Here is a 21,043-nt window from a genome sequence, read left to right as displayed (position 1 = left end):
ATTAAGGAATAGGCTTCCTTATTTTCTGGATCTCGCCATTTCAGAAAACAATCTCTTAAAATCATTTAAATACATACACTTACTTAATTCTGGATTATCAGGATTTTCTGACGCCCAAATGAAGCATAGAAAAAATTAAGAGACCCGAAATCATCGGAGAGCGGGCGGCGCGCGACGGGCGCGAGCATGGCGGCCCATTTGGGGCAGAGCCCAAAGCCAAAGAGGATAAATGGATTGGTAGATAGTGGGGCTAAAAGTGGGGTCGAAGACCAGCGCCAATAAAAATAGCCCACAATATCAATCTATTAGACATGATACTTGGTGGAGCTGAGGGGAATCGAACCCCTGACCTCTGCAGTGCGATTGCAGCGCTCTCCCATCTGAGCTACAGCCCCGGCCAGCCGCTGTTTACGCGACTGCGCGGTGAGGCGCAAGGGTCTGCCGCGCGCTCCGTTACGCCTTGCCGAATAGGCGGTTTCAGCGGCCGTCTTGCCAGTTCGGCTCAAGCCGCGTAAACGGGACACGCGGGCTCAAGGCTTCGGAGATCCAATGCGCGCTCTTCTAGATGTTATTCTGCTCGTTCTCGACCTTTATACTTATGTCGTGATCGCCGCCGTCATTCTGTCCTGGCTCGTCGCCTTCAACGTCATCAATACTTATAATGACGTCGTGCGCGCCATCGTTAACGCGGTCAATGCGTTGACCGAGCCTGTGCTGCGTCCGATCCGGCAGATGCTGCCAAGCTTCGGCGGCCTCGATATTTCGCCTATCGTCCTGTTTCTGATTATCTTCCTGATCCAGCGAATCATCATTCAATATATCTATCCGAACGTCTTTTGAGCGCTTGCGCCAACCCGGGCGAGGCTACGCCGATTCCCTGGATGCGGCGCGGCTCCGACGTCGTTCTGACGGTGCGGCTGACGCCCAAAAGCGCGCGCGACGAGATCGAGGGCGCCAGTCAATTGTCCGATGGGCGCGCCGTGCTCAAGGCCCGGGTGCGCGCGGCGCCGCAGGACGGCGAGGCCAACGCCGCGCTGATCCGGCTCGTCGCCAAAGCATTGCGGCTCGCGCCCTCCGCTGTGCGCGTTGAGGCCGGCGCGACGGCCCGCCTCAAAACCCTATGTCTCACCGGCGATCCTGAAACGCTTCAGCAAAGCCTTGCGGAATTGGCGGCGCGCGCGGTTCGGGCTTAAGCGCCGCGCAAGACCGTCAGCCCCCAGCCTTGCGGAAAAAGTCCCAGATCAGCCGCGCGGCTTCAAGGTCGTTATTGTGGGGCCCCGAGCGCGGCGCATCGCCCGTGAGCGGACGCCCCGGAAGCGAATGACCGCCGCCTTCGACGCGCAGCAATTCGACCGGAACTTTGCAGCCGTTCAGCCGGTCGACATAGGCCCGCGTGCCGTCGCGCGGGTCGCGGTCGGGGATCGCCGTGGTCGTGCGGCTCTCGCCGCAACCCGCGGCCTTTCCAAAGATCGCCAAAATCGCATCGACCGAGGCGACGTCGCTTTTTTGATCGGTAAGACTGCTCTTGCCGCCGGCAAAGGGAATCACGGGATCCGCCGTGCCGGCGATGATCATGAAAGGAACCGGCCGCGACGGTTTGCAGGCCGCGGCAACATCGACAGGCATGGCGCTGATCGCGGTCGCAACGCCGGCCAGACTCGGCGCATTGTCGCAGGCGAGCTGGAGAGCGGGAAAGCCGCCGTCGCCGATTCCGACCAGGAAAACCTTGCGCCGATCGACAAGCCCGTCGGACACCAGCTGTGCGATCAGATCCCGGATGAAGGCGGCGTCGGCGCCGGGCCCTGAGCTCCAGCGGCCGCCGAGCGGATCCGGATAGACGAGAATCGGGCCGCCGGACCCGGACATTTCCTCAAGCCCGAACAGCCGTCGCTGATGCGGCCCTTTCTCGCGGGCCTGCCGCAGGATGACGACCAGCGGGCGGCGGGCCTGTTTCAGCCTGCGCTGCTGCACGAGCAGCGCCGTCCGCGCAACTCCGCCCGACTGGACGGTGATTCGCCCGGAAGCGGCCGCGGCCGGCGGCGCGCCGATGGCGAATAGCGACACGACACACGCGAGCCCGACGGCGAGCGCGCCGCGGCGCTCGCGACAGATCCGCGCGCGAAAAATCGGCGCAAGATCGAGCGGCGAGCCGAAGGGCGGACGGGGAAAGCCTCCGTCGGGCGCGTTGCTCGTCTCTTTAGCCATCGCCCGATCTCTTAAGGAGGACAATCTCTCACCCGCAATCTCCGCCACGCCCCGACGCGCGTACGACGCGGCAGGGCGACAAGGAGGCGGCTCCCGATCGCGGCAAGACCGCGGCCGAAACGCTTCTGGCGGCGTCATATTCTTCTACTGCGGCGCGCGCTTTGGCAACAAGCAAAGCCGTTGCTGCAGGCGCCCGAAGAGGCGCGAGCCGCCCGCCATTTTCGCGCCTCGATTAGGTTTGCCCGCCATCCGGGTTTGCGATAAGGAAAGGCGAAGCTTAGCTCATGACAATCGGGTGCAGCGTAAATGACCGAGGTCGAGTTGAAATCCGGCGGACCCGCGAGCCGGCCCTTATCGCCGCATCTGCAAATCTATCGGCCGACCCTGACCATGATGATGTCGATCGTCCATCGCATCACCGGGGCCGCGCTCTATGGCGGAACCTTGCTGCTGGCCTGGTTTCTGATCTCCGCCGCCTCCGGCCCCGGAGCCTTCGCCGCGGCCTCGCACGTCGTCAGCTCCTTTTTCGGCAAGCTCGTTCTGTTCGGCTTCACCTGGGCCCTGTTCCACCATTTGCTCGGCGGCGTCCGCCATCTGATCTGGGATCTCGGCTATGGCCTCGACGATCCGGAACGCGAATGGCTGGCCTGGGCTACGCTCATTGGCGGAATTGCGCTGACCCTGCTTGTGTGGGTATGCGTGGCGTTGCGCGCCTGACCGGCGCGCCGCAGCGCGCCGTCCCCGCGTGGCCGACGCTTCAGGAGCCGCATTCTCATGGCGCATGACAAATCATCTTCCCGCAGCCCCGTGCGAAAGGGCTTTCTCGGCTCGGCCAAGTCGGGCGCGAGCGACGCCTGGAGCATGCATGTCACTTCCGTCGCGCTGCTGCCGCTGGCCATCGGCTTCGTCTGGGTCATGCTTTCGCTGATGCATAAAGACTATGCCGGCGTGAAAGCCGAACTTGGCCATCCGCTGCCGGCGATTGTGCTGCTTCTCTTCATCCTCGCCGGATGCTGGCATATGAAGCTCGGCATGCAGTCGATCATCGATGATTACATTCACGCCCCGCACGCCAAGGAATGGGCGCTCGTCGGCAATTTCTGTTTCAGCGCGGCGATCGCCCTCGCCTCCGTTTTCGCGGTCGTCAAGCTCGGGCTGAGCTGAGCCCGAGCTGGCGCAGCGCCGAACAATCTGACAGCCGATAGCAAAAAAAGAAGTGGAAAGGCGATAGAATGGCGTTAGGCAGCACGTCGAACGGCGCCGCCGGACCGGCGCGGCTTGGAGCCGCTTATCCGATCATCGATCACAGCTTTGACGTGATCGTCGTCGGCGCCGGGGGCGCCGGCCTTCGCGCCACCGTCGGCTGCTCGCAGGCCGGACTTCGCACGGCCTGTATCAGCAAGGTCTTTCCAACCCGCTCGCACACGGTTGCGGCGCAGGGCGGCGTCGCCGCATCGCTCGCCAATATGGGGCCGGACAATTGGAAATGGCACATGTACGACACCGTCAAGGGGTCGGACTGGCTGGGCGATCAGGATTCGATCGAATATCTCTGCCGCAACGCGCCGGCCGCCGTCTATGAACTCGAACATTGGGGCGTGCCGTTCTCCCGCACGGAAGACGGCCGCATCTATCAGCGCCCATTCGGCGGCATGACCACCGATTTCGGCAAGGGCCCGCCGGCGCAGCGCACCTGCGCCGCCGCCGACCGCACCGGCCACGCCATGCTGCACACGCTGTATGGCCAGGCGCTGCGCTATAACACTGAATTCTTCATAGAATATTTCGCCATCGACCTCATCATGGAGGACGGCCGCTGCCGCGGCGTCGTCTGCCTGAAACTCGATGACGGCACCATCCACCGCTTCCGCGCGCAGCTCGTCATTCTCGCCACCGGCGGCTATGGCCGCGCCTATTTCTCGGCGACCTCAGCGCATACTTGCACCGGCGACGGCAACGCCATGGTTTTGCGCGCCGGACTGCCGCTGCAGGACATGGAATTCGTGCAATTCCATCCGACTGGCATCTATGGCGCAGGCTGCCTCATCACCGAGGGCGCGCGCGGCGAAGGCGGCTATCTGACCAATGGCGCCGGCGAGCGCTTCATGGAGCGCTACGCGCCCTCCGTCAAAGATCTCGCGCCGCGCGACATGGTCTCACGCGCCATGACGATGGAAATCCGCGAAGGCCGCGGCGTCGGCAAGAACAAGGATCACATCCACCTCCATCTCGATCATCTCGACCCGAAAATCCTGCATGAGCGTCTGCCCGGCATTTCCGAAAGCGCCAAGATTTTCGCTGGCGTCGACCTCACCAAGGCGCCGATCCCGGTGCTGCCGACGGTGCATTACAATATGGGCGGCATCCCGACCAATTATCACGGCGAAGTCGTCATCAAGAAGGACGGCGACCCGGACGTGATCGTGCCCGGCCTGATGGCGCTTGGCGAGGCCGCCTGCGTCTCCGTGCATGGCGCGAACCGGCTCGGCTCCAATTCGCTGATCGATCTTGTCGTGTTCGGCCGCGCCGCCGGCATCCGCGCCGCCGAGATCGTCACCGCCGGCGCGAAACAGGCCGAATTGCCGGCCGACTCGGCCGATAAGGCGCTCGCCCGGCTCGACGGGTTGCGCTTCGCCAAGGGCTCGATCCCGACGGCGGAGCTGCGGCTGCGCATGCAGAAGGTGATGCAGGACCATTGCGCCGTTTACCGCACCGGCGAGGTTCTGGAAGAGGGCTCGAAACGGATTCATGAGGTATGGCGAGCGAAGGATCAGGTCGGCGTCACCGACCGTTCGCTGATCTGGAATTCCGATCTCGTCGAGACGCTGGAATTCGACAATCTCATCATTCAGGCCGTCGTCACCATGGACGGCGCCGTCAACCGCACCGAATCGCGCGGCGCCCACGCGCGTGAAGACTACACACAGCGCGACGATGTGAACTGGATGAAGCATACGCTGGCCTCGATCGATCCGGACGCACATTCGGTCTCGATCGATTACCGCCCCGTGCACAGCTACACCATGACCAATGAGATGCAGTACATCGAGCCGAAGGCGCGGGTGTATTGATGCGGGTCGCGTCCGCCCGTCCATATAAAGCCCCGCACGTCTGACACCGGGAACGCAATAATGGTTGAATTCGCTCTCCCCAAAAACTCGCGTCCCGTTTCTGGCAAGAGCTGGCCAAGGCCCGGCGCTGCGACGCGGACGACCGAGTTCAACATCTATCGCTGGAGCCCGGACGACGGCGCCAACCCACGCATCGACACTTATTATGTCGATCGCGACGATTGCGGGCCGATGGTGCTCGACGCCATCATCTGGATCAAATCCAAGATCGACCCGACGCTGACCTTCCGCCGCTCCTGCCGCGAGGGCATTTGCGGCTCCTGCGCAATGAACATCGACGGCGCCAACACGCTCGCCTGCACCAAGGCGATCGACGACATCAAGGGCGCGGTGAAAATCTACCCGCTGCCGCATATGTCGGTGGTGAAGGATCTCGTGCCGGACCTCACCAATTTTTATGCGCAGCACGCCTCAATCGAGCCTTGGCTGCAGACCAAATCACCGACGCCCGAAAAAGAATGGCGTCAGGCGCCCGAGGATCGCGCAAAGCTCGACGGCCTCTATGAGTGCATCCTGTGCGCCTGCTGCTCGACCTCCTGCCCCAGCTATTGGTGGAACGGCGATCGCTATCTCGGCCCCGCCGTGCTGTTGCAGGCCTATCGCTGGCTGATCGATTCGCGCGATGAAGCGACGGGCGAACGGCTCGACAATGTCGAGGATCCGTTCCGTCTCTATCGCTGCCACACCATCATGAATTGCGCGAAAACCTGTCCGAAGGGGCTCAATCCGGCGAAAGCGATCGCGAAGATCAAGAATATGATGATCGAGCGCCAGCTCTGATCCGAATTTTCGCCGAACCGCCTTTGCCTCAGGCCGCCGCACAAATTTCTTGCGCAAGTCTTTCGTCTTGCCGCCCTCGCGCGCGAATGAAGGGGACCGAGACCTATTTGCAACAGGTTTCGCGCTTCGCGAATCCTGCGCTCAAGCCGCCACTTTCCCGCCATACTCGGGCAGCAACGTCCGCGCGTTGGGGGAATCTTAACCATGCGGCGTCTCTGTCTCAGCCTGTATTTTGTAACCTTCGCCTCGGCGTCGGCGCTCGCCTACAACGAGAATCACCCCACGCTCTATGATGATTTCATTGCGCGTCAGGCGCAAAAGCATGGCGTGCCGGAGCGGCTGGTCCATCGCATCGTCCAGCGCGAAAGCCGCTACAATCCCCGCGTGACGCACAACGCCTGCTTCGGACTGATGCAGATCAAAATCGGCACGGCCCGGTCGATGGGATACAAGGGCGACGCGCGCGGTCTGCTCGATCCGCATGTCAATATGACATACGCCATTCCTTATCTCTCCAACGCCTATCGCGTCGCCGGCGGCGACGAGGATCGCGCCGTGCAGCTGTTCGCCGCCGGCTATTATTTCACGGCGAAGAACAAGCAGATGCTGTCGGAATTGCGCACCGCGGAATCGCCGCCGCTGACGCCCGAGCCCGCCGCCCCCCCGGCGCCCGAGCCGCCGAAAACCTCCGTCTCCGGCCTTCTGGCATTTTTGGGCGGCGCTCCGTCGCAGCCCGCGCCAAGGACCGATTATCCGCAGGGCAGCGCGGTCGCCGCGATCGCCGCGGCCTCGCCTGCCGCCGCGCCGCAGACCGCAGACGCCCAAACCGTTTCGGCTGGCGCTGCGCCCGGCCAAGCCGCCGCCACAGCCGCGAGCGCAGCTTCAACGGCGCCGGCGCAAGACGCCCAGGCCCAGGCCCAGGCAGCGCAAATCTCTTCGACAACCGCCGCCCCGGCCGAAGAACCCGCGCCGGACCATCAGCCCGCAAAGACGCATAGGGACGGCAAAAAGGCCTCGGCAAAGACGGCGACGAAAATGGCGGCAAAGGCCGTGAAGCAGCCCGACTCCGCCAGGACCGTCGAAACGGTCCCCGCCCCCAAGCGGCAAATGGCGCTCGCCAACTCCCAGCCCTCTGCCGCGCTCTCGCCTTCGACGCCCTCCAACGCGACGCCGACGGCCCTCCCCGGCGCGAGCACGGAAGAGAACGCCCCGCTTCCGCCGGCAAGGCCCGCGGCCGAGCGGAAATTGCCGGCGAAACACGCGGGCGCCAAAACGGCCCCCCATACGCCGACCAAAGCCGCTGCGCCCGCGATCGACGTCGCCTCGACAGAATCGACCGAGGCCCAGCCGGCGGCGACGCCAAAGCACGCGGCTCCCCACCGCGCAAGCCACGCGAAATCCAAAGCGCCGTCCACCTCCGGGCATGTCGCGGTCGCCGCCGTCGATCCGCGCGCTCCAGCCGAGACGCGCGACGACGCCGCGTCGAAATAGCGGCGTTCCTCGCTCGCGGCGCGTTCGGCTACAAGATTGTGTTTCGCGTTGCGCCGCGAACAAAATCCTCTAACTTCTCACGCGTTCCTGGCTTCGATGGGAAGGCGCCTTGTATCGATCGACGCAACTCCTGAAGCCCCCGCGTCAAATTGGGACGGCCGATAGCCTCCTGAAATCCGGAGCGCATTTGCCCATGCGTCAGCGCAACGCCGGCAGCCTTGCGGCAGGCGGGATCGCGGCATGTCTCGTCGCGATTTTTTCGGTCGCCGCGCAGGCGCAGGCGCCGGGCGGCGCTCCGCCGAGCGTCGGCGTCGTACGGGCCGAACTGAAGCCGATCACCCAGACAAGCCAATTCATCGGCCGCGTGCAGGCTGTCGACCGGGTCGACATCGTCGCCCGCGTCACGGCGTTCCTCGACAAAGTGGAATTCCGCGACGGCGCCGAGGTCAAGAAAGGCGACGTGCTTTACCGGCTGGAGCGCGGTCCGTTCGAAGCGGACCTTGCGGCCAAGACGGCCGTCGCCCAGCAATTCCAGGCGCAGCTCGAAAACGCCAATATTCAGCTCCAACGCGCGCAAACCCTGCTGCAGACGCAATCGGGCGCGCAGGCCACCGTCGACACGGCGCTGGCGACGCAGCGCAGCATCACAGCGCAGCTTCTTGGCGCGCAGGCCAACGTCAAGCAATCGCAGATCAATCTCGACTACACGACCATCGCGTCGCCGATCGACGGCAAAAGCGGCCGCACTGCGATGACGCCAGGCAATGTCGTGACGCCGACCAGCGGCGTCCTCGTTACCGTCGTCAGCCAGGATCCGATGTATGTGCTGTTTCCGGTTTCGGTGCGCACGCTGCTGTCGCTGCGCGAGCGTTACGCTCCGCTCGGTGGCTTCAGCGCGGTCTTGATCAGGCTCGGTCTGCCGGATGGACGCATCTATGATCAGCCCGGAAAAATTGATTTCGTCGACAATACGGTGCAGACCTCGACCGACACCATCATGGTGCGCGCGGTCATTCCAAACCCGCCCTTGCCGGTCAAATTATCGTCAAGAGCCACGCTGCGCGAATTGACGGATACGGAATTCGTGAGCGTCTTCTTTGAAGGCGTAAAGCCCGTCGAGTTTCTTGCCGTTCCCCGCGCCGCGCTCCTGTCGGATCAGCAAAGCGATTATGTCTATATCGTCGATGCCGACGGCAAGGCGCAACGGCAGAATGTGAAGCTGGGCCAATCGACGCCGACGACGGCGGCGATCGAATCGGGCCTCAAAGCCGGGGATCTCGTCATCGTCGAAGGATTGCAGCGCGTGCGGCCGGGCATCGCGGTTCAGGCCTCGCCGGCGACGCCCGGACCGCCGGCTCCCGAGCCGCCAAGATAGGCGGCGCGCAAACCTAAGGCTGGCGCATGATTTCCTCGGTTTTCGTCGATCGGCCCAGGCTCGCCATCGTGATCGCGATCGTCATCACGATCGCCGGCGCGCTGTCGCTGCTGCGCATCCCCTTGTCGCAATTCCCCGACATCGTGCCGCCGCAGGTGCAGGTGACCGCCTCCTATCCCGGCGCCTCGGCCGAAGTCGTCGAAGCCTCCGTGGCGCAGCCGCTCGAAGCGCAGATGGTCGGAGTCGACAAGGCGATTTATATGAAGTCGTCGAGCGGCAATGACGGCAGCTACAATCTGACCGTCAGCTTCGAGCTCGGCACAAACCCCGACATCGCCACCGTCAACGTCAACAACAGGGTCCAGACCGCCCTCGCGCAATTGCCGGAGACGGTGACGCATCAGGGCCTGACCGTGCAAAAGCGCTCCTCCGCGATTTTGCAGTTCATGATGCTCTATAGCGAGAATGGCGCGCAGGACCCGCTGTTCATCACTAATTTTGCGACGATCAACGTGCTCGACGAACTGGCCCGGACGCCCGGCGTCGGCCAGGCGATGCTGTTCGGCAAGCTCAAATATTCGATGCGGATCTGGTTCGACGTCGAACGGCTGATCAGTCTCAATCTCGCGCCGTCCGACGTCATCGCGGCGGTGCAGTCGCAGAACACCCAAGCCGCGATCGGCCGCATCGGCGCGCGCCCGATCGAATCCGACCAGCAATTTCAGATCAATCTGCAAACCCAGGGACGCCTGACGACGCCGGAGCAATTCGGCAATATCGTCATCCGCGCCAATCCCAACGGCTCGCTCGTCCGCGTCAAGGACGTCGCGACGGTCCAGCTGGGCGCGCAGAATATGGATAATGAAAGCCGCCTGTCCGGCAAGCCGGCGGTGGCGATCGGCATCTATCTGTCGCCGGGCGCCAATGCGGTGCAGACGGCCGCTGCGGTTCAGGCGAAGCTCGACAAGCTTCAGTTGCGGTTTCCGGAAGGGTTGAAAACGAAGGTCGTCTATGATTCGACCACTTTCGTCTCCGACACGATCCACGAAGTTCTGAAAACGCTGATCGAAGCCTTCGTCCTCGTCGTCTTCGTCGTGTTCGTCTTCCTCGGTTCGATGCGTGCGACAATCATTCCGGCCATCGCGGTCCCCGTCAGCCTCATCGGCACATTCGCAGTGCTGCTGGCGGTTGGCTTTTCCGCCAATACGGTGTCGCTGCTGGCGCTCGTGCTGGCGATCGGCATCGTGGTCGACGACGCCATCGTCGTCGTCGAGAATGTCGAGCGCGTCATGGAGGAGGAGCCCGAGCTCTCGCCGGCCGACGCCACCAAGAAAGCGATGGCGCAGATCACCGCCCCGATCATCGCGATCACTTTAGTGCTGCTGTCGGTGTTTGTGCCGGTGGCCTTCATCCCCAGCGTCTCCGGCCAGCTATTCCGCCAGTTCGCGGTGACGATCAGCGTCGCAATGCTGATCTCGGCGGTGAACGCCCTGACGCTGTCGCCGGCGCTTTGCGCGATCGTGTTGCGGCCGGGCCGCCACAAGGGACGGATCATGTCCCGCGTGCTCGGGGCGATCGACAAGACGCGCGACGGCTATGCCCATATCGTCTCGCACATCGTGCGGCGGGCGCTGGTCTCGATCCTGCTCGTGCTCGTCGTGGGAGCGGCGATCTACGGTCTTTCGCTCAAGACGCCAGTGGGCTTTCTGCCGGAAGAAGATCAGGGCGTGTTCTTCACCGTGGTCCAACTGCCGGACGGCGCCTCGGTCGACCGCACCAGCGAGGCAATGAAAAAAGTCGAGAAGATCGCGCTCGATATGCCGCAGGTCGACGCCACCTTCTCCATCATCGGCTATTCCTTCCTCGACGGCGTCAGCCAGTCGAACGCCGGCTTCATCGTCGTGAAGCTGAAACCCTTCGCCGCGCGGCCGACCGAGGCCGATTCGGCGCAGGCGCTGATCCGGAAAATCACCGTAGAGGCCGCGGCGATCCGCACCGCCTCGGTGATCGCCTTCAATTTGCCGCCGATCATCGGCCTCTCGACGACCGGCGGCTTCGAATATCAGCTCGAGGCTCTGGAGGGGCAAGATCCGGCGTCGCTCGCAAGCGTGATGCGAGGCATGATCGCCGCCGCCAACGCCGACCCGGCGCTGACCCGCGTGTTCTCGACCTTCACCGCGACCAATCCGTCGATCTTCCTCGATATCGACCGCGAAAAGGCTCAGGCGCTCGGAGTGGACATCGGCCAGATTTTCACCGCGCTACAGGCGACTCTCGGCGGAACCTATATCAACGATTTCAATCTCTACGGCCGCACCTGGCAGGTCAATCTGCAAGCCGACGAACAGGACCGGCGCGACTATTCGTCGATCTGGCAGATCTACATCCGCAACAAATCGAACACGATGGTGCCGATGGCCTCGCTCGCCGCGATGCGCACGATCGTCGGGCCGCAGGTCATCAGCCGTTACAACAACTACCGCGCGGTGACGATCAACGGAACGCCGGCGCCAGGCGTGTCTTCGGGCGCTGCGCTCGCGGCAATGACGGCGCTTTCGGCCAAGACGCTCCCCCCGGGCTATTCCTTCGAATGGACCGGCACGGCCTATCAGGAGGCGCAGGCGTCGGGGCAGACCGGGACCATCCTCGCCCTCGCGCTTTTGTTCGCATTTCTCTTTCTCGTCGCGCTTTATGAAAGCTGGGTCATTCCGGTTCCGGTGCTGATGTCCGTCTCCGTCGCGGTGCTCGGGGCCTTCGCCGGCGTGTTGATCGCGCAGCTGTCGCTCGATCTTTACGCGCAGATCGGCCTCGTCGTGCTCATCGCGCTCGCCGCGAAGAACGGCATTCTGATCGTCGAGTTCGCCAAGGAGCAGCGCGAACAGGGCATGGACATTCGCGAAGCCGCGATCCTTGGCGCGCGCATGCGGTTTCGCGCCGTGATGATGACCTCGATCGCTTTCGTGCTCGGCCTCGTCCCGCTGGTTTTCGCGCATGGCGCCGCGCAGGTCAGCCGGCGCGGCGTCGGCACGCCGGTGTTTTCCGGCATGATCGCGGCGAGCGCGCTCGGCATCTTCCTGATTCCCATGTTGTATGTGGTGTTTGAAACGGCGCGGGAATGGAAATGGAAGGGCAAGGAGAAGCCGCAACCGGAAGCCGGCGGCGCGGAATGATGCAGCTTCTTACGCGGCGCCGGTTTGCCGGCTCAGCCCTGGCGGCCGCATTGCTCATCGACGTCGCCGGCGCCCTGGCGCAGGGCGATCCGGCGTTCCAGCAATTCCTGCTGGCGCTCTGGCCGCGCGCCGAGGCCGCCGGCGTCAGCCGGGCGACGTTTGACGCGGCGATTTCGGGGCTGACGCCAGACCCATCCGCGCCCTCCGCCGCGGCGAAACAGGCGGAGTTCGACAAGCCGCTCAAAGACTATCTCGCCTCCGCTGTCTCCAAGGCGCGGATCGCCCGCGGCCGCGCGGCGCTGCAGAAATGGGGCGGCGAACTGACGCGCATTTCCCAGCGCAGCGGGGTCCCGCCTGAAATCATCCTCGCCGCATGGGGCATGGAGACGGATTTCGGCGCGGCGCGGGGCGGCAAAGACATCATCCGCACGCTGGCGACGCTCGCCTATCAGCGTCAGGACCGCGAGCTGTTCCGCGACGAATGGATTGCGGCGCTGCTCATCCTGCAAAAGGATTCCGTGCCGCGCGAAAAACTCAAAGGCTCTTGGGCCGGGGCGATGGGCGACCCGCAATTCATTCCCTCCGCCTATCTCAAATATGCGGTGAGCTATGACGGCGCCTCCTTCGCCGATATCTGGGACAGGCCGCAGGACAGCCTTGCCTCGATCGCCAATTTTCTGCGCCAGTCCGGATGGAAGCCGGCTCTGCCATGGGGCATGGAAGTCAGGCTGCCGCAAAGCTTTGCCTTTTCCTCGCTGCATGGCGGCTTTGGCGCCTTCGCGGCGCAGGGCGTCGTCAACGCCGACGGCAGCCCGCTGCGGGCGCAGGGCGACGCCACCCTATTCCTGCCCTCCGGCGCGGCGGGTCCCGCTTTTCTGCTATCCGACAATTATTGGGTGTTGAAGGCCTATAATAATTCAGATTCCTATGCGCTGTCCTTGAGTCTGCTCGCCGACCGGATTGGCGGCGCCGATGGTCTGCGCGGGCGCTGGCCAATGGGCGAGGTGTTTCTCAGCCGCGCCGAGAAATCGACGATCCAGCGTGAATTGCAAAAGCGGGGGTTCTACAAGGGAACGATCGACGGACGCTTCGGGCAGGCCTCACGCGACGCCATCCACGCGTTCCAGCTCGCCGAAAAGATCGCTCCGGCAGATGGTTTTGGAACGCCGGATGTGTTGCGGCGACTGGCGCAGCAATAGGGCGCGCGCCACCTCCAGGCTTTGTTTCAAGAAAACGCCAAAACAATGAAAAAGGGGGAGAGCCATGATCCAGAACCGGATACACAGAACCATTCTTTCGACCGTCGCGGCCTGCGCGCTGCTGCTCAGCAGCGTTGCGCCATCGGCGGCCTGCACCGGCATCCGCCTCACCGCGCAGGACGGCTCGGTCATCGCCGCGCGAACGCTGGAATTCGCCATCGATCTCCATTCCGATGTGCTCGTGATTCCGCGCGGCTATGCGCGGACCGGAACGACGCCCGACGGCAAGGACGGAATGAAATGGACCGCCAAATACGCCAGCGTCGGCGCCAATGGCGTCGGCATGCCGGTGCTGTTCGACGGATTCAATGAGAAGGGCCTTTACGCCGGGCTGTTCTATTTCCCGACCTCCGCCGGTTACATGCCCTATGCGCCGGACGATGCGAGCAAGACCCTCGCCCCCTGGGAGCTCGGCTCATGGATGCTTGAGAACTTCGCCAGCGTCGAAGAGGTCAAGGTGCACATCGGCGATATCGTCGTCCCCACCGTCGTCTTCGCGCAATGGGGCTTTGCGCCGGAAGTGCATTTCCGCGTGCAGGACGCTTCGGGCGGCAGCATCGTCATCGAATATCTGGATGGCAAGCTCAAGGTTTTCGAGGCGCCTCTCGGCGTGATCACCAACTCTCCGGCGTTCGACTGGCACATGACCAATCTGCGCAATTATGTGAATTTCTCGATGACCAACCATCCGCCGATCCAACTCGGGCCGGTGACGCTGGAGCCGTTCGGACAAGGAACCGGAATGCTCGGCATGCCGGGCGATTTCACGCCGCCGTCGCGCTTTGTCCGCGCCGTCGCCTTCAGCCAATCCGCCTTGCCGTCAAAGACCGGCGACGACGCCGTGCTCGACGCCTTCCATATTCTGAACCAGTTCGACATTCCCAAAGGCTCAGCCCGCGATCAGGAGAAAGACGCGCACGGCAATATCCAGGCCGACTACACGATCTGGACCGCAGCCAGCAACCTCAAGGCGCTGCGCTATTATTTCCGCACTTATGACAACAGCCAGATTCGCGTGCTGGATCTTACAAAGATAAATCCCGACGCGAAGGACATCGCGACGTTCTCGATGAAGGGGGAAGAGATCATCAAATCTCTGAACCCGTAAGCGCGATTTGAGAGATCAATTCATGATCGTCATCTAATAATCGAGGCGCCCGCGCATTTCATCAAACGGGACCATCACATGCTCGCGATAGGCCGGGCGCTGCTGCAGCCGGTGGCGCCAGGCCTCGACGTTCGGAAGGCTCGGGCGTTCGATCTCAAGTTCAAAATAGCGATACAGCAAGGCGCCAGCCGGAATGTCGGCGAGCGAGAGGTTGTCGCCGGCGAGATACGGCCGCGTCGCAAGGATATCGTCAAGAATCTTCCAATAGCCGGCGCATCGGGCGAGGCTTTTTTCGATCGCCGACCAGTCGCGCTGCGCTTCGGGCGTGCGATAGAATCCATAAAAGACGCCGTTGAGAAATTCGGGCTGCAGCGCGCTCTGCGACCAATCCATCCAGCCGTCGATCCTCGATCTAACAGCGGGTTTCTCGTCCCAGAACCGGCCTTGCCCATATTGCGCAGCCACATATCTGAGGATCGCATGGGACTCCCAGGCCCCAAGATCGCCATCTTCGAGCACCGGCACACGGCCGTGCGGCGTCAGCGCAAGAAAGCGCGGGTCGTGCATGCGCCCGAACGGACCCCCCGCCGGGATGTTCTCATAAGAGAGACCCAGCTCGCCGATCAGCCACAGGACTTTCTGAACATTGAGCGAATTGCGCCGTCCCCACACGACAAGCATCAGAACTCCTCCCCCGCAATCATGCCGCCGCGCCAGCTTTCTTTCGTCTCAGCGCGAAACGCATCGAAGCAACCGGCCGCAATTGCGGCGCGCATGCCCGCCATCAGCTCCTGATAATAGGCAAGGTTGATCTCGGTCAGCAGCATCATTCCGAGAATTTCGCCCGACTTCACGAGATGATGAAGGTAGGCGCGCGAATAGGTTCGCGTCGCCTCATTCGGCGAATTGGCGTCGACGGGGGCCGGATCGCCGGCGTGGCGCGCATTGCGCAGATTGAGTTTTCCCGCGCGCGTGTAAGCCAATCCGTGCCGCCCTGCCCGCGTCGGCATCACGCAATCGAACATGTCGATCCCCCGCGCGACGCTCTCGATCAGATCGTCGGGCGAGCCGACGCCCATAAGGTAGCGCGGCTTTGGCGACGGCAGCTGCGGCGCCGTGCAATCGATCATCGCCAGCATGACGTCCTGCGGCTCGCCGACGGCAAGGCCGCCCAGCGCGTAGCCGTCAAACTCCATTTCGACCAGGGCGCGGGCGCTCTCCCGCCGAAGCGACTCGGAGGCGCCGCCCTGCACGATGCCAAACAGCGCCCGGCCCGGCTGACGCGCAAACGCTTGCTTCGACCGCTCGCCCCAGCGCAGCGACAGCTCCATGGCGCGGCGCGCCTCAGCTTCCGTGCAGGGCAGCTTCACGCATTCGTCGAATTGCATCTGGATATCGGCGCCGAGCAGATCCTGGATCTGCATCGAACGCTCCGGCGTCAGCACATGGCGCGAGCCGTCGATATGCGATTGGAATGTGACGCCGTTCTCGTCGAGCTTGCGCAGCTTGGCGAGCGACATGACCTGAAAGCCGCCGGAATCGGTAAGAATCGGCCCCGGCCAGTTCATGAAGCGGTGCAGGCCGCCAAGCTCGGCGATCCGTTCAGCGCCGGGACGCAACATGAGATGATAGGTGTTGGCGAGCACGATATCGGCGCCGAGCGCCTTGACCGCTTGCGGATGCATCGCCTTGACCGTCGCCGCCGTGCCGACCGGCATGAAGGCCGGCGTGCGGATTGTTCCGCGCGATGTGGAGATCGCGCCGGTACGCGCGGCGCCGTCCACGCCGAAAATCGCGAAGGCAAACTCCTCGCTCATGCGGCGCCTCGCGGCGCAGCAGGATAGAGCAGGCAGGCGTCGCCATAGCTGTAGAACCGATAGCCGGCCGCGATCGCGTGGTTGTAGGCGTCGCGCATGGTCTGAAGTCCGCTGAAGGCGCAGACCAACATGAATAAGGTCGAGCGCGGCAGATGAAAATTGGTCAGCAGCAAATCGACGGCCTTGAAACTGTAGCCTGGCGTGATGAAGATCGACGTATCGCCGGAAAAAGCCGCAACAGCGCCGTCCGGCCCCGCCGCTGATTCAAGGATGCGCAGGCTTGTGGTGCCGGCGGCGACAACGCGTCGCCCCGCGCGGCGCGCCGCATTCAAAGCCCCTGCCGTCTCGGCGCTGACTTCGCCCCATTCGGCGTGCATCCTGTGATCGTCGGTATCCTCCGCCTTGACCGGCAGGAAGGTGCCCGCGCCGACATGCAGCGTGACGCGCTCGATTTGGACGCCCTTTGCGACAAGCGCCGCAAGCAACGCGGGCGTGAAATGAAGGCTCGCGGTTGGCGCCGCGACGGCGCCCGGGCGATCCGCGAACAGCGTCTGGTAGTCGGCGGCGTCGCTTTCGTCGGCGCCGCGCTTCGATGAAATATAGGGCGGAAGCGGCATGCGTCCGACGCGTTCGAGCGCAAGGTCGAGCTCGGCGCCCGACAGCTCAAAGCCAAGAAGAACCTCGCCGTCCTCGCCCTTTTCGACGACGCGGGCGGCCAACTTGGCATCGCCTGACGAAAACAGGATGGTCTCGCCGGCTCTCAGCTTTTTCGCCGGACGCAGGAAGGCGCGCCAAAGATCGCCGCCCTCGCGCTTGTGCAGCGTCGCCTCGATCCGCGCCAAAGCCTCGCCCCGGGCGCGAAACCCGTCGAGTCGCGCGGGAATGACGCGCGTGTCATTGACGACGAGCACATCCCCGGCGGCCAGCAATTCCGGCAAATCGCGAATGAAGCGGTCGTCGAGCGCAGCCGGAGACAAGCGGCCGGGGCGCACGACAAGGAGGCGGGCAGCGTCGCGTGGATGCGCCGGACGCAAGGCGATGGAGGCGTCCGGCAGATCGAAGTCAAACTGATCGACGCGCATGCGCGATGGCCGTCAGGCCGCGCTGCGCCGGGCGGCCAAAAACTCAGCTCAAGGCAGCGCTGATGATTTTGTCCGGATCGCGCACGGGTTCGCCGCGCTTGATCTTATCGACATTCTCCATGCCGCTGACGACCTTGCCCCAAACCGTATATTGCTTGTCGAGGAAGCGGGCGTCGTTGAAGACGATGAAGAATTGCGAATTGGCGGAGTTCGGATCCTGCGCCCGCGCCATGGAGACGACGCCGCGAACATGCGGCTCGGCGTTGAATTCCGCCTTGATGTTCGGATATTTCGATCCGCCCGTGCCGGTCCCATGCGGGCAGCCGGTCTGGGCCATGAAACCGTCGATCACGCGATGAAATACGACGCCGTCGTAAAATTTTTCTTCGACCAGTTTCTTGATATGGGCGACGTGACCTGGCGCGAGATCCGGCCGCATCTCGATGACGACCGGACCTTTGGTGGTCTCGAGGGTGAGGGTGTTGCCGGCTTCCGTCATGGGAAACTCCTGCATGAGAAATGAGAGGCGCGACGGCGACAGGAAATCGCCTGATGATGGCGCGGCGGGTGAAGAGAGCGGCGGCCGCGCGAAGATTTGGCGGCGGCCGCCTTTGGCGATCACATAGCCGATGCGCTCGCCAAGGTAAACCGGCGCCAAAGGCAAACCGGCGCGCGCCTTATTTCTTGGCGGCGTCGCTCGCCATCTGCATCTTGACGATCTTGTCGGGCGCGGTCACGGCGCCATTGTCGGCTTTCGAGCCCTTCTTGATCTTGTCAACGACGTCCATGCCGGAGACGACTTTGCCGACGACGGTGTAATTCTTGTTCAGGAAAGAGGCGTCGGCAAAGGTGATGAAGAATTGCGAATTGGCCGAATCCGGGTCCTGCGAGCGCGCCATTCCGACCGTGCCGCGCACGAAGGGCTCGTTGGAGAATTCAGCCTTGATGTTCGGCAGCTTCGAGCCGCCCGCGCCGGTGCCGGTCGGGTCGCCGGTCTGCGCCATGAATCCATCGATCACGCGGTGGAACACGATCCCGTCGTAAAATCCCTGTTTGGTCAGCGCCTCGATCTGCGCGACATGCTTTGGCGCAAGATCAGGGCGCAACTGGATCGTGATCCGCCCATCCTTGGTGTCGAGGTAGACAGTGTCCTTGAGGTCTTGCGCGCGCGCGGGAGCGCCCGCCGCCAGAAGCGTCAACGCCAGGCTGAGGCCTGCAATCAATCGGTTCAGCATCATTGGATTCCGGTCCCTGTTTTTGACGAACGTCAGCCGTCCGTTTTGCTTTTTGCCTCGAGCGCGCGCAGCACGGGCTGCGGCACGAAATGCGAGACGTCTCCCCCCATCGCGGCGATCTGGCGCACCAGTGTCGCCGTAATGTGGCCGACCCCCGGCGAGGCCACGAAAAACACAGTCCGGATCTCCGGCGCCATCGCCGCGTTCATGCCGGCCATCTGCGCTTCGTAGTCGAAGTCAGAGCCATTGCGCAGGCCGCGGATCAATATCCGCGCCCCAGCCGCCCGCGCCGCCTCGACGGCGAGGCCGAAAAACGGCTGCACGGACAGGCGGCAGGAGCGCTCTTTGAGAAAATCCCGGCACGATCGGTCGATCAGCGCGGCGCGCTCGTCGACGCTGAACAAGGGCGCCTTGGACGGGTGCGCGCCAATGCCGACGACGAGTTCGTCGCAGATGGAGGCGGCGCTCGTGATCACATCAAGATGGCCGTTGGTCAACGGATCGAAGGAGCCGGTATAAAGCGCGATCCGGTTCATGGCGGCCCCTTCGGCGTAACGCCCGCGGCGTCAATGGACTCCGAGCTTCTTCTGCAGATTGGTTGAGGACGTCGTGTACTGGAAGGTCAGCTTCTTGTCCGGATAGACGTAGCGGTGAATTTTCTGAGCCGCCAGCGCCCCCTCATGGAAGCCGCACAGTATCAGCTTCAGCTTGCCGGGATAGGTGTTGATGTCGCCGATCGCGAATACCCCCGGCACATTGGTTTCGAATTTCTCGGTGTCGACCGGAACCAGATTTTCATGCAGGTTCAGTCCCCATTCGGCGACCGGCCCGAGCTTCATGGTGAGGCCGAAGAAGGGGATGAGCCGCTCGCAGGCGATGTCGCGCAAGGCGCCGTCGGCGCCCTTCAGCGTCAGCCCGCGCAATTGCCCGCCCTCCCCCGCGAGCGAGGCGACCTGGCCGATATGAAGATCGATGAGGCCGTTGGCGACCAGTTCGCGCATCGCCTTGACGGAATGCGGCGCGCCGCGAAAATCATCGCGGCGATGGATCAGCGTCAGCCGTTCGACGATCGGCTGGAGATTGAGCGTCCAGTCGAGCGCGGAATCGCCGCCGCCGACGATGACGACGTGTCTGCCGCGGAAATCCTCCATCTTGCGCACGGCGTAGAAGACGGAGTTCCCCTCATAGGCCTCGATGCCTTCGATCGGGGGTTTCTTGGGCTGGAACGAGCCGCCGCCCGCCGCGACGATGATGGATTTGCACTCGAATATCTTGCCGCCGGTGGCACTCACTTTGAAGAGCGGAGCCTCTGCCGTTCCAAGCGGTTCGATCGCCTCGACCATCTCGCCGTAATGGAACGTCGGATGGAACGGCTCAATCTGCTGCAGCAGATGGTCGACGAGGCCCTGGCCGGTGACGATCGGATAGCCCGGAATGTCGTAGATCGGCTTTTCGGGATAGAGCTCGCTGCACTGGCCGCCAGCCTTCGGCAGGATGTCGACGAGATGGCACTTGATGTCCAGCAGACCGAGCTCGAAAACCGCGAAAAGCCCGGCCGGCCCGGCGCCGACGATCAGCACGTCGGTCTTGATGGTCTCACTCATAAAATGCTCCTTGCGCCGGTCGCGAATGGCGATCCCGCCTGCGCCGCGGCGGGCCTCCACGGAGGCGCAATCCTCTCTTTAAACATCAGAAATTCGGCGCGTGATCCTCTTTGAGGCATGCTCTAGCCGCAGCTTGCCCGCGTTGCAAATCGCCACGTGGCGGCGGCTTCGGCCGGCGCAGGTCTTTCAAGAGCACGCCGCCAATCCGCAAATCGGGGCTAACCCTGACGGTCGGGCGTCGTCACATGCAGGCCGTCGAGCTCTTCCGTCACCGTGATCTGGCAGGAAAGCCGCGAATTCGGCTGCACCGCATAGGCGAAGTCTAGCATGTCTTCTTCCTGATCGGAGGCCTTGCCGGTCAGCTTCCCCCAAGGGTCGTCGACATAGACATGGCAGGTCGCGCAGGCGCAGCCGCCGCCGCACTCGGCGGCGATCTCGGGAATGGCGTTGCGGATCGCGGCCTCCATCACGGTCGAGCCCACTTCCGCGTCGACGGTGCGGGCTTCGCCGAGCGAGTCGACGAAAGTTATTTTCGGCATGAATGTCGCTTAAGCTCTGTTGCGGCGGAGAAATTCCGGACGCCAGCGGCGTCCCGCAAATGATCCGGCCTCGGACAAGGACTAAGGTCTAATCTTTCAGCCGCAGTTCATGGCCGAAGTTCGCCGATCCTGCAAGGCCGGAATAATCGATCCTGCAACAGCCGAATAAAGGAAGCGCGCCGCCCCGGCAGTCAAGGCTCAGGCAGCCGCTCAGCGGCGGCGACCGTCCAACCGCATCGTCGCAACA

At 63.3% G+C, this 21,043-nt stretch carries 20 protein-coding genes and 1 tRNA gene; 11 read left to right on the top strand and 10 right to left on the bottom strand.

Annotated elements, in window-relative coordinates:
- Positions 1-319: 319 nt before the first annotated feature.
- A tRNA-Ala gene (locus tag MSIL_RS18125) sits at positions 320-395 on the bottom strand.
- A 154-nt stretch (positions 396-549) separates the two neighbouring features.
- Between MSIL_RS18125 and MSIL_RS18120 the strand changes: the two genes are divergently transcribed.
- Both MSIL_RS18120 and MSIL_RS18115 read left to right on the top strand, forming a co-directional pair.
- Entirely contained in the window at positions 550-840 is a 291-nt protein-coding gene (locus MSIL_RS18120; protein WP_012592526.1) for a YggT family protein, read from the top strand.
- Between the two features lie 41 nt (positions 841-881).
- Positions 882-1,193 carry a DUF167 family protein gene (locus MSIL_RS18115; RefSeq protein WP_049768216.1) on the top strand — a complete coding sequence of 104 codons (312 nt, stop codon included), beginning with the start codon at positions 882-884 and terminating at the stop codon, positions 1,191-1,193.
- 16 nt (positions 1,194-1,209) lie between these two features.
- Here the strand turns inward: MSIL_RS18115 and MSIL_RS18110 are convergent, their stop codons facing one another.
- Complete coding sequence (locus tag MSIL_RS18110; protein ID WP_012592524.1) at positions 1,210-2,205, bottom strand: CE1 family esterase; 996 nt, start codon at positions 2,203-2,205, stop codon at positions 1,210-1,212.
- Positions 2,206-2,511: 306 nt separating this feature from the next.
- Here MSIL_RS18110 and sdhC point away from each other — a divergent pair, with 306 nt between their 5' ends.
- From sdhC to MSIL_RS18065, 9 genes are all read left to right on the top strand, one after another.
- On the top strand, positions 2,512-2,922 hold the full coding sequence (sdhC, locus tag MSIL_RS18105) for a succinate dehydrogenase, cytochrome b556 subunit (RefSeq protein WP_049768215.1): 411 nt from the start codon (positions 2,512-2,514) through the stop codon (positions 2,920-2,922).
- Between the two features lie 57 nt (positions 2,923-2,979).
- Complete coding sequence (gene sdhD, locus MSIL_RS18100; RefSeq protein ID WP_012592522.1) at positions 2,980-3,369, top strand: succinate dehydrogenase, hydrophobic membrane anchor protein; 390 nt, start codon at positions 2,980-2,982, stop codon at positions 3,367-3,369.
- Positions 3,370-3,437: 68 nt separating this feature from the next.
- Positions 3,438-5,276 (top strand): succinate dehydrogenase flavoprotein subunit, encoded by a 1,839-nt coding sequence (gene sdhA / locus MSIL_RS18095; RefSeq protein WP_012592521.1) that lies wholly within the window; start codon positions 3,438-3,440, stop codon positions 5,274-5,276.
- A 60-nt stretch (positions 5,277-5,336) separates the two neighbouring features.
- Positions 5,337-6,116: a succinate dehydrogenase iron-sulfur subunit gene (locus MSIL_RS18090; protein ID WP_012592520.1), complete on the top strand. Its 780-nt coding sequence runs from the start codon at positions 5,337-5,339 to the stop codon at positions 6,114-6,116.
- Positions 6,117-6,320: 204 nt separating this feature from the next.
- Positions 6,321-7,607, top strand: coding sequence for a lytic transglycosylase domain-containing protein (locus tag MSIL_RS21840; protein ID WP_012592519.1), 1,287 nt, complete (start codon positions 6,321-6,323; stop codon positions 7,605-7,607).
- Between the two features lie 193 nt (positions 7,608-7,800).
- The gene (locus MSIL_RS18080) at positions 7,801-8,982 is read left to right on the top strand and encodes an efflux RND transporter periplasmic adaptor subunit (RefSeq protein ID WP_012592518.1); all 1,182 of its coding nucleotides are present in this window, start codon (positions 7,801-7,803) and stop codon (positions 8,980-8,982) included.
- A 26-nt stretch (positions 8,983-9,008) separates the two neighbouring features.
- A complete protein-coding gene (locus tag MSIL_RS18075) occupies positions 9,009-12,152 on the top strand; it encodes an efflux RND transporter permease subunit (RefSeq protein WP_012592517.1) in 3,144 nt (1,047 codons plus the stop codon).
- On the top strand, positions 12,149-13,351 hold the full coding sequence (locus MSIL_RS18070; RefSeq protein ID WP_012592516.1) for a lytic murein transglycosylase: 1,203 nt from the start codon (positions 12,149-12,151) through the stop codon (positions 13,349-13,351). Before MSIL_RS18075 ends, MSIL_RS18070 begins: the two co-directional genes overlap by 4 nt.
- 64 nt (positions 13,352-13,415) lie before the next feature.
- Positions 13,416-14,519 carry a linear amide C-N hydrolase gene (locus MSIL_RS18065; RefSeq protein WP_012592515.1) on the top strand — a complete coding sequence of 368 codons (1,104 nt, stop codon included), beginning with the start codon at positions 13,416-13,418 and terminating at the stop codon, positions 14,517-14,519.
- 33 nt (positions 14,520-14,552) lie between these two features.
- Here MSIL_RS18065 and MSIL_RS18060 read toward each other — a convergent pair whose 3' ends face one another.
- The 8 genes from MSIL_RS18060 to MSIL_RS18025 form a co-directional block, all read right to left on the bottom strand.
- Positions 14,553-15,200: a glutathione S-transferase family protein gene (locus tag MSIL_RS18060; RefSeq protein WP_012592514.1), complete on the bottom strand. Its 648-nt coding sequence runs from the start codon at positions 15,198-15,200 to the stop codon at positions 14,553-14,555.
- Positions 15,200-16,336 carry a tRNA guanosine(34) transglycosylase Tgt gene (gene tgt / locus MSIL_RS18055; RefSeq protein WP_012592513.1) on the bottom strand — a complete coding sequence of 379 codons (1,137 nt, stop codon included), beginning with the start codon at positions 16,334-16,336 and terminating at the stop codon, positions 15,200-15,202. Before tgt ends, MSIL_RS18060 begins: the two co-directional genes overlap by 1 nt.
- Complete coding sequence (queA, locus tag MSIL_RS18050; RefSeq protein WP_012592512.1) at positions 16,333-17,418, bottom strand: tRNA preQ1(34) S-adenosylmethionine ribosyltransferase-isomerase QueA; 1,086 nt, start codon at positions 17,416-17,418, stop codon at positions 16,333-16,335. Before queA ends, tgt begins: the two co-directional genes overlap by 4 nt.
- Before the next feature lie 43 nt (positions 17,419-17,461).
- A complete protein-coding gene (locus tag MSIL_RS18045; protein WP_012592511.1) occupies positions 17,462-17,917 on the bottom strand; it encodes a peptidylprolyl isomerase in 456 nt (151 codons plus the stop codon).
- Between the two features lie 178 nt (positions 17,918-18,095).
- On the bottom strand, positions 18,096-18,656 hold the full coding sequence (locus MSIL_RS18040) for a peptidylprolyl isomerase (RefSeq protein WP_012592510.1): 561 nt from the start codon (positions 18,654-18,656) through the stop codon (positions 18,096-18,098).
- A 29-nt stretch (positions 18,657-18,685) separates the two neighbouring features.
- Entirely contained in the window at positions 18,686-19,189 is a 504-nt protein-coding gene (gene coaD, locus MSIL_RS18035) for a pantetheine-phosphate adenylyltransferase (RefSeq protein ID WP_012592509.1), read from the bottom strand.
- A gap of 30 nt (positions 19,190-19,219) precedes the next feature.
- On the bottom strand, positions 19,220-20,257 hold the full coding sequence (locus MSIL_RS18030; RefSeq protein WP_012592508.1) for an NAD(P)/FAD-dependent oxidoreductase: 1,038 nt from the start codon (positions 20,255-20,257) through the stop codon (positions 19,220-19,222).
- A gap of 218 nt (positions 20,258-20,475) precedes the next feature.
- On the bottom strand, positions 20,476-20,796 hold the full coding sequence (locus tag MSIL_RS18025; protein ID WP_012592507.1) for a 2Fe-2S iron-sulfur cluster-binding protein: 321 nt from the start codon (positions 20,794-20,796) through the stop codon (positions 20,476-20,478).
- Positions 20,797-21,043: the final 247 nt, after the last annotated feature.

This window comes from Methylocella silvestris BL2 (assembly GCF_000021745.1).
Classification (GTDB): domain Bacteria; phylum Pseudomonadota; class Alphaproteobacteria; order Rhizobiales; family Beijerinckiaceae; genus Methylocapsa; species Methylocapsa silvestris.
This window is presented reverse-complemented; position numbering and strand designations above follow the sequence as displayed.

Coding starts and splice junctions, on each gene's coding strand:
- MSIL_RS18080 (WP_012592518.1), top strand. CDS start 7,801: ATGCGTCAGCGCAACGCCGGCAGCCTTGCGGCAGGCGGGATCGCGGCA.
- MSIL_RS18120 (WP_012592526.1), top strand. CDS start 550: ATGCGCGCTCTTCTAGATGTTATTCTGCTCGTTCTCGACCTTTATACT.
- queA (WP_012592512.1), bottom strand. CDS start 17,418: ATGCGCGTCGATCAGTTTGACTTCGATCTGCCGGACGCCTCCATCGCC.
- sdhC (WP_049768215.1), top strand. CDS start 2,512: ATGACCGAGGTCGAGTTGAAATCCGGCGGACCCGCGAGCCGGCCCTTA.
- MSIL_RS18075 (WP_012592517.1), top strand. CDS start 9,009: ATGATTTCCTCGGTTTTCGTCGATCGGCCCAGGCTCGCCATCGTGATC.
- tgt (WP_012592513.1), bottom strand. CDS start 16,336: ATGAGCGAGGAGTTTGCCTTCGCGATTTTCGGCGTGGACGGCGCCGCG.
- MSIL_RS18030 (WP_012592508.1), bottom strand. CDS start 20,257: ATGAGTGAGACCATCAAGACCGACGTGCTGATCGTCGGCGCCGGGCCG.
- MSIL_RS18045 (WP_012592511.1), bottom strand. CDS start 17,917: ATGACGGAAGCCGGCAACACCCTCACCCTCGAGACCACCAAAGGTCCG.
- MSIL_RS21840 (WP_012592519.1), top strand. CDS start 6,321: ATGCGGCGTCTCTGTCTCAGCCTGTATTTTGTAACCTTCGCCTCGGCG.
- MSIL_RS18110 (WP_012592524.1), bottom strand. CDS start 2,205: ATGGCTAAAGAGACGAGCAACGCGCCCGACGGAGGCTTTCCCCGTCCG.
- MSIL_RS18090 (WP_012592520.1), top strand. CDS start 5,337: ATGGTTGAATTCGCTCTCCCCAAAAACTCGCGTCCCGTTTCTGGCAAG.
- coaD (WP_012592509.1), bottom strand. CDS start 19,189: ATGAACCGGATCGCGCTTTATACCGGCTCCTTCGATCCGTTGACCAAC.
- MSIL_RS18115 (WP_049768216.1), top strand. CDS start 882: ATGCGGCGCGGCTCCGACGTCGTTCTGACGGTGCGGCTGACGCCCAAA.
- MSIL_RS18065 (WP_012592515.1), top strand. CDS start 13,416: ATGATCCAGAACCGGATACACAGAACCATTCTTTCGACCGTCGCGGCC.
- MSIL_RS18025 (WP_012592507.1), bottom strand. CDS start 20,796: ATGCCGAAAATAACTTTCGTCGACTCGCTCGGCGAAGCCCGCACCGTC.
- sdhD (WP_012592522.1), top strand. CDS start 2,980: ATGGCGCATGACAAATCATCTTCCCGCAGCCCCGTGCGAAAGGGCTTT.
- MSIL_RS18060 (WP_012592514.1), bottom strand. CDS start 15,200: ATGCTTGTCGTGTGGGGACGGCGCAATTCGCTCAATGTTCAGAAAGTC.
- sdhA (WP_012592521.1), top strand. CDS start 3,438: ATGGCGTTAGGCAGCACGTCGAACGGCGCCGCCGGACCGGCGCGGCTT.
- MSIL_RS18040 (WP_012592510.1), bottom strand. CDS start 18,656: ATGATGCTGAACCGATTGATTGCAGGCCTCAGCCTGGCGTTGACGCTT.
- MSIL_RS18070 (WP_012592516.1), top strand. CDS start 12,149: ATGATGCAGCTTCTTACGCGGCGCCGGTTTGCCGGCTCAGCCCTGGCG.